Raw genomic sequence first — 7,261 nt, forward strand, 5'->3', positions numbered from 1 at the left:
ATCGTCGCCTCCCTGTCGGAGGCCCGGGACGAATCGATCGATGAGTCAAAAATCAGGCGCCGCGCACTTTACTGAAAAGCAGGGCCACTACCTGGCCTTCATCTATACCTACTCGTACATGTTCGGACGGCCGCCTGCCGAAACCGATATGCAGCGCCACTTCGGCGTCAGCCCGCCCTCAGTCCATCAGATGATTGTCACGCTCGAACGCAACGGCCTCATTCGCCGTCAAGCCGGTGCCCCCAGAAGCATCGAAATCCTCGTGCCACCAGAAAACTTGCCGATCCTAGATTGGCTCGGTATCAAACCGTCAAAACCACTGTGACGAGCCACTAGCTCGCTCTCCGTTCGGACTCGGCCGAGGATTCAAGTAGTGGCAATTCGAGGCTCGGTATCTCCGGCATGGCCTTGCCGGCGATCGCCTGCAGGTCGCCGACCATGCCGACCGTCGACTCCACGACGGCCAGGATCTGCGTCTCCCGCTTGGCCCACTGACGGCCCATGAACTTGCGCTCCTTGTCGAGGTCCTCACGCATGTCGTTGAACTTCTCGACCACCGCTTCGACGCGCTGGCGGAACTTTGTGCCGGTCAGGTAGTGATAAACCTGCTCCATCTTGGTCTGCTGACCCTGCTGAACGAGGCGCGAGCTGCTCACATTGATCAGACCCTGGCGGAGCGCGACGGCGACCGGCAATGCGCAACGCGGATGAGCCACCCATACCCCATCGACCAAGTCAAATTGCTCGATATGCTTCGGCAGCGCATGGGAGATGATCAGAGCGATATCGGCGCCGGAACGACGCTGGTCATCACGCAATTTAGCGAGCCACCCGTCACTCCATGCCTTAGTGCGCTTGGTTTCCCAAAGGATGATGCCGGCAGATTGGCCAATAGCACCATTCACCTGTTGAATAACGTCCGCCCCGAGCTCACCTTTTCCAACCGGCTCTATCGAATCGGTCGGAAAACGTCCGCGCAGAAGCTCTTCGAGCTCGAGCTCGAGTACTTCCCCTTGGGATTGCTGTGATCCCTGCTCGGCCTTGCGCTTGAGCTCCTCGATCGTTCGAGACATGGACTCGATGGTCTGGTCCTTCTCGGCAACGCGTAAGCGCGCAGCCTCGTCGGCTTCCTGCCTGGCCTTGATCTGGATTTCGCTGATTGAGGCCTGCACGCGCTTCTCTATTGTCAGGTCGAGTTCGCGCTTTTCCTCTTCGAGTGCGCGCTGCTGTCGCATCAGTTCGGCTTGCTGCTTTTGGGCCTCGGCAAGCTTTGCGTTGTTGGTAAGCAGGTTGGCTCGCAGCTCCGCGGCTTCCGCTTCCTTCGCCTGCAGCTCGGCTGCGGCCGCCTCTCGCGCCTTCTTGCTTTCGGCCGCGACCAGCTGGGTACGTTCGGCGGTCAATCGCTTCGCAACGTGGTCCTCGATTTGCTCGCGGTCCTTAGCGACCTGCTCGCGTTCCAGCCGCAGTGCCTCGGTCTTACGCTCCATCTCTGCATCTTTGCTGGCCAGCTGCTGTTGAAAGCGCTGACGGGTTTCAGCAAGGAGGGGAGCGGCCAACGACTCCGTCAGCCGGATCTCGTGATTGCAGTTGGGGCAATGCAGGGTCGCCTCGTGCGAAGCGCCGGTTGCTTTGAAACTCATGAACTCCCCATCATCGTTGCAACCGGATTCAACATGATCTGTGCGCGATTGCGATGTCGCTCGGCTTAATGTCCACATACGCGTCGTCGATTTCGACTTGGCCGGCGGGTTTTCCACCGACACGTTGATCTACCCGAACGCTTGCGCGAGCAGCCTCGCAGGAGGGTAGCCTAGAATAGAACAAAATAGGAACAAAATGTCAATTTTGGATCCCGAGGTGAGTTTGCGTTATGATGATTTTACTTAGTCTCGCTGCGGAAAGTGGATATATTTTAAACCTCGAGCTGGTTTGAAAAACTGCTAATTTACTTAGTATGGCTGAACAAAACGACAGAAAGCTAAACAAGCTCGAAAGGACCCTCCCGCAGGGACTTCTGGTCAATGCTGCCTGGATGGAACGGCATGGATATTCCACCAGCCTGCGCAGCCAATACGTATCGGCCGGCTGGCTCGTTCAGCCGGCGCGGGGGACCTTCAAGCGCCCGCTCGGCGAACTCTCCTGGCTGAGTGTGGTCGTTTCGCTCCAGCGACTGCTCGGCTCCGATTTCGTCGTCGGCGGACGTACCGCTATCGAAGCGCAAGGCCTCGGCCACTACCTGAGCCAGACGGGTCCTTCGACCGTACATCTATACGGAACGCGGCCTGCTCCCGGCTGGCTCGGCAAACTCCCGCTCAAACAGAAATTCCGCGTTCACCGCACGCAAAGTCTATTCAAAACGCACGGGAGCCCGCCCGGATTAAAGTCGGGAACGACGCGGGAAATACCGGGACCATTCGACTGGCCTCTCACGGTATCGACGCCCGAACGTGCGTTCCTCGAACTGCTCGACGAATTGCCCCGCCACGAAAGCTTCCATCAGGTCGATGCACTGGCGGAAGGCTTGAGGAGCCTGAGTCCCCGGCGGCTGCAAACGCTTCTGACCGACTGCAAAAGCGTCAAGGTCAAACGTCTGTTCTTCTGGTTCTCGGAGCGACATCAGCACGCCTGGCTCAGACAGATCGACAAGTCGAAAGTCAATCTCGGCACGGGAAAGCGCATGCTCGTCAAGGGCGGCAAACTCGACACCAAATACCTCATAACCATCCCAGACGACCTCAATGCCCCTGTCTGAAAAATATCGGCATCAAGTGGCCTTGTTGATCGAGACGGTCCCGTTCGTCGCGGCGGAGCCCGATTTTGCGCTTAAGGGCGGCACCGCCATCAATCTCTTCCACCGCGACATGCCGCGCCTGTCGGTCGATATGGACCTGACATATCTGCCGGTGGCTCCGCGCCCCGAATCTCTTGCCGCGATCGATAAAGCGCATAGCGGCGGCCATCAGGAAAGGATTGCCGGGCGCGCGGGTGACGGAAGTCGTCAACGCCCATGAAAAGATCGTCACCAAGCTGACCGTCCAGAAAGGTGATGCGCAGATCAAGATCGAGGTTACGCCGGTGATCAGGGGCTGCGTCTTCGAGCCAGAGGTGCGCGACGTGTCGCCGAGCGTCGAACTGCTCCGGCTAGCGGGTCGAGTGACCAATCAGGTGTTTTGCTGGTCCAGCACGAGACTGTCTGCGGGCCACGAAAGCCTTGTATGAAGGGCGGCACTGCAAACCACCTAATTCATCGCTCACCGGCCACCGGAGTTGCCGCCGCGAGACTTTCATCAAAGTATCGGATGCCAGGAGATTGAGATCAGGACCGCAGGAAGCGTCACTATCCGCGATCTGAATGCACTACATCCAAAAAATCGATTTCACCAACTCACCTACTGCCGGGTAGGAAAAGTGCCAGCCATTGAGCAACAGGGTAGGTTTCCCGTCGGGAAAACTACGAGGAGTATGTCATCATAAACACGGCAACCCGGTCGTAGGCGCGGCTTTCGGCAACTCTGACCAGCTCTACACCGGCGGCGAGGGCAACCGCAAGCTCGAAAGCGTGTGGAGGATCATGCCCTACCCTTCAGCGGGACGGCCCGATCGCGCTGCGCCGGCGCGCACCCGCAACGGCTTTGCGACACGATAAACCAGCGTATGTTGAGGCAGCAACCAAGGAATGAATTGACCGTCAGTCAGTTTCCCATCTACAGCCCGTAGGTTCGCCCACCAGAATTCTATGCTCTTGGCGAAGGCGATGCGCCGACGTCTATCCCCCGCTTGGACCGACCGAGGATGAGATACCGCAGCGAGCCACGCTGAATTACTGATCCCATAGTCAAGCCCTCAGATGCGGCATGAATCCGCAACGGCAAGCTCATCGCGCGGGGCACATCTCGAGGATGTTCAAGATGACCGTGCAGAACTTAGCTCGACTCGAAACGCGCACGCTTCCGCGGCATTTGCGGCGGCTCGAGGCCGAGTCGATCGAAATCATGCGCGAGGTTGTCGCAGAGTTCAAGAAGCCGGTGATGCTCTATTCGGTCGGCAAGGATTCAAGCGTCATGCTGCACCTTGCGGTGAAAGCATTCTATCCGGCGAAGTTGCCTTTCCCACTGATGCACATCGATACGACCTGGAAGTTCCGCGAGATGATCACCTTTCGCGACGAGACGGCCAGGCGCATCGGGATCGATCTGATCGTCCACGTGAACAAGGACGGCATTGCGCGCGGCATCAATCCCATCGACTCCGGCTCCGCGCTGCATACGCAGGTTATGAAGACCGACGCGCTCAAGCAGGCGCTCGAGATCTACGGATTCGATGCGGCATTCGGCGGCGCGCGGCGGGACGAGGAGAAAAGCCGTGCCAAGGAGCGCATATTTTCGTTCCGCGCGGCAGGACATGCCTGGGATCCGCGCAACCAGCGGCCCGAACTTTGGAACCTGTTCAACACACGCATCCGGCAACGCGAAACGATGAGGGTGTTCGCGATGTCGAATTGGACAGAGCTCGACATCTGGGAGTACATCATGCTCGAAAACATCCCCGTCGTCCCTCTCTACTTTGCGAAACAGCGACGTGTGGTGCATCGGAATGGCACCCTGGTCATGATGGACGACGAGCGGCTCCCGCTCCGGCCAAATGAGACCCCCGAGTTGCGGACGATCCGTTTCCGCACGCTTGGGTGCTACCCCCTGAGCGGCGCCATCGAATCGGAGGCCACTACCATCGAGGACATCGTAGCCGAAATGCGGCTTACCAAAGTGTCGGAGCGCCAAGGTCGTCTCATCGATACGGATGAGGCCGCTTCAATGGAGAAGAAGAAGCGAGAAGGATACTTCTGATGGATACGGATGCTGCGGGTTGCCTCGGCGAGGCCGTTAGCAAAGATCAATTGCGGTTCATCACCTGTGGCTCGGTCGACGACGGCAAATCGACGCTGATCGGGCGACTCCTGCATGACAGCAAGATGATCTATGAGGACCAGCTACGGGCACTCGCGCGCGACAGCGCCAAGCACGGCACGACGGGCGAGGACATCGACTTTGCTCTGTTGGTCGACGGCCTCGAAGCTGAACGCGAGCAACGTATTACTATCGATGTCGCCTATCGGTTCTTCACCACGCCGCGCCGATCGTTCATGGTCGCCGATACGCCGGGCCACGAACAATATACCCGCAATATGGCAACCGGCGCCTCCAACGCGCAGCTCGCCATCATCCTGATCGATGCGCGCAACGGGATTCTGGTGCAAACCAAACGCCATTCGTTCATCTGCTCACTATTGGGCATCCGGCACATCCTCCTGGCCGTAAACAAGATTGACCTCGTGGATTACCGAAAAGATGTCTTCGACGGCATCGTGCGCGACTATGTCGCCTTTGCTTCGGCGCTCGGCTTCAAGTCGATCGTTCCATTCCCGATCTCCGCCAGATACGGCGACAACATCATCTACCGATCCGGCAACACCGATTGGTATCACGGCCAGTCTCTGCTGGATTGCCTCGAGACTATCGACATTCAGTCCGAGACGACCGACCTGCCCTTCCGCTTTCCGGTACAGTGGGTGAACCGCCCCAATCTGGATTTCCGGGGGTATGCGGGCACGATCGCCTCGGGAAGCATCGCGGTTGGCGACGAAATTATCGTGGCAGCATCGGGTCGCAGCTCGCGCGTGAAGCGAATTGTGACCTATGATGGTGATCTTGCGGTTGCAGAAGCTGGCGACGCAGTAACGATCATGCTCGAAAATGAGATCGATGTCAGCCGCGGCGATGTCCTCGCAGGTCCAACCCAGCGCCCTACGGTCGCCGACCAGTTTGCCGCTCATCTGATCTGGATGGATGAAGAGCCAATGGTACCGGGCCGCTCCTATGCATTTCGGATCGGCACGCAATCGATTGCCTCCGGCAACGTCACGCGCATCAAATACAAGATCGACGTCAATACCGGCGAGCCTCCTCTTGCGGCGACGACGCTCGGGCTCAATGAATTCGGCTTCTGCCACGTTGCGACCACTCTGCCTGTGAGCTTTGATCCCTACCACGTGAATCGGCGCACCGGATCCTTCATCGTGATCGACCGCTACACCAACCGAACGGTTGGCGCGGGAATGATTGATTTTCCGCTCCGCCGCGCGAGCAACGTTGCCTGGCAACCGCTATCGATCGGCAAGCAGGAGCGTGCCGGGCTCAAGGAGCAGAAGCCATGCATCATCTGGTTCACCGGACTTTCGGGCGCCGGCAAGTCGACGATTGCCAATATCGTCGACCAGAAGCTGTTCGCGATGTCGCATCACACGATGCTGCTGGACGGCGACAACCTCCGTCACGGCCTCAATGGCGATCTCGGCTTCACTGACGCGGATCGGATCGAGAACATCCGACGAGCCGGTGAAGTGGCAAAACTGATGCTCGACAGCGGCTTGATGGTCATTTGCTCGTTTATCTCGCCCTACATGACCGAGCGGGACCTGGTACGCAAGCTCGTTGGGAAGCGCGAATTCGTCGAGGTCTTTGTGGATACGCCAATAGATGAGTGCGTCCGACGCGATCCAAAGGGACTTTATTCGAGGGCAAAATCAGGCAAAATCGAGAACTTTACTGGCATCGACGCCCCGTTCGAAGCGCCGCGCGCGCCGGAGGTACACTTGAAGACCTTGGGCCAGCCACCAGAACAGTTGGCGGATCAGGTTCTAGATGCGCTTGCCGCAAGAGGGATTATTTCGCTGACATAGCTCGACTTAGGGAACCATTCGACCTTGTCGAAGGCTGGACTCTGGTCACACAGGTCGTGGATGTCCTCATCCGCCATGCCCGTGCTGCCCGAACCTAGCGGCTTTCGTTCTGGCTTCACGGCTTGACACAGGCCCCTATTCTAGTTCGCCGGGGATCGACCATTCGTAACCGGTATGAGCTCCCACGTCTCGAGCAGCATCGCGAGCTGCGTCGCACTCAGATGCACCACGCCGTCGCGGATCGGCGGCCAAGTGAAGCGTCCCTCGTGCAACCACTTCGTCACCAGCACCATGCCGCTGCCGTCCCACGCCAGAAGCTTCACTCTGTCCATGCGCTTGCTGCGGAACACGAAGACGTCACCGCAATACGGGTTCGCACGCAGCGCTTCGCTCACCAGCGCCGACAGCGTGTGCACCGACTTGCGGAAATCGACCGGCTGTGTCGCTAACACCACCTTGAGGTCGGACCGTAACGCAATCACCGGCAGCCCCGGAGCGCCGCCAGCACCGTCGAAAGCGTCGCCA

The 7,261-nt window shown here is 58.7% G+C and carries 8 protein-coding genes; 6 read left to right on the forward strand and 2 right to left on the reverse strand.

The window, feature by feature from the left end; genetic code table 11:
- Nucleotides 1-40 precede the first annotated feature (40 nt).
- The gene (locus K289_RS47135) at nucleotides 41-325 is read left to right on the forward strand and encodes a LexA family transcriptional regulator (protein ID WP_027555782.1); all 285 of its coding nucleotides are present in this window, start codon (nucleotides 41-43) and stop codon (nucleotides 323-325) included.
- Between the two features lie 7 nt (nucleotides 326-332).
- Here K289_RS47135 and K289_RS0139975 read toward each other — a convergent pair whose 3' ends face one another.
- Nucleotides 333-1,640, reverse strand: a complete 1,308-nt coding sequence (locus tag K289_RS0139975) for a DUF2130 domain-containing protein (RefSeq protein ID WP_027556443.1) — start codon at nucleotides 1,638-1,640, stop codon at nucleotides 333-335.
- 314 nt (nucleotides 1,641-1,954) lie between these two features.
- Here K289_RS0139975 and K289_RS0139980 point away from each other — a divergent pair, with 314 nt between their 5' ends.
- The 5 genes from K289_RS0139980 to cysN all read left to right on the forward strand — a co-directional run bounded on the left by K289_RS0139980 (nucleotide 1,955) and on the right by cysN (nucleotide 6,736).
- Nucleotides 1,955-2,752, forward strand: a complete 798-nt coding sequence (locus K289_RS0139980; RefSeq protein ID WP_027556444.1) for a type IV toxin-antitoxin system AbiEi family antitoxin domain-containing protein — start codon at nucleotides 1,955-1,957, stop codon at nucleotides 2,750-2,752.
- Complete coding sequence (locus tag K289_RS47140; protein ID WP_371260915.1) at nucleotides 2,739-3,011, forward strand: nucleotidyl transferase AbiEii/AbiGii toxin family protein; 273 nt, start codon at nucleotides 2,739-2,741, stop codon at nucleotides 3,009-3,011. The genes K289_RS0139980 and K289_RS47140 overlap by 14 nt, the downstream gene beginning before the upstream one ends.
- Nucleotides 2,986-3,219, forward strand: coding sequence for a hypothetical protein (locus tag K289_RS53300; protein ID WP_027556446.1), 234 nt, complete (start codon nucleotides 2,986-2,988; stop codon nucleotides 3,217-3,219). The genes K289_RS47140 and K289_RS53300 overlap by 26 nt, the downstream gene beginning before the upstream one ends.
- 689 nt (nucleotides 3,220-3,908) lie before the next feature.
- Entirely contained in the window at nucleotides 3,909-4,844 is a 936-nt protein-coding gene (gene cysD, locus K289_RS0139995) for a sulfate adenylyltransferase subunit CysD (protein WP_027556447.1), read from the forward strand.
- Nucleotides 4,844-6,736: a sulfate adenylyltransferase subunit CysN gene (cysN, locus tag K289_RS0140000; protein ID WP_027556448.1), complete on the forward strand. Its 1,893-nt coding sequence runs from the start codon at nucleotides 4,844-4,846 to the stop codon at nucleotides 6,734-6,736. Before cysD ends, cysN begins: the two co-directional genes overlap by 1 nt.
- 140 nt (nucleotides 6,737-6,876) lie before the next feature.
- Here cysN and tnpB read toward each other — a convergent pair whose 3' ends face one another.
- The gene (gene tnpB, locus K289_RS47145; protein WP_051311338.1) at nucleotides 6,877-7,218 is read right to left on the reverse strand and encodes an IS66 family insertion sequence element accessory protein TnpB; all 342 of its coding nucleotides are present in this window, start codon (nucleotides 7,216-7,218) and stop codon (nucleotides 6,877-6,879) included.
- Nucleotides 7,219-7,261 lie beyond the last annotated feature (43 nt).

This window comes from Bradyrhizobium sp. Cp5.3 (assembly GCF_000426265.1).
GTDB classification, from domain to species: Bacteria; Pseudomonadota; Alphaproteobacteria; order Rhizobiales; family Xanthobacteraceae; genus Bradyrhizobium; species Bradyrhizobium neotropicale.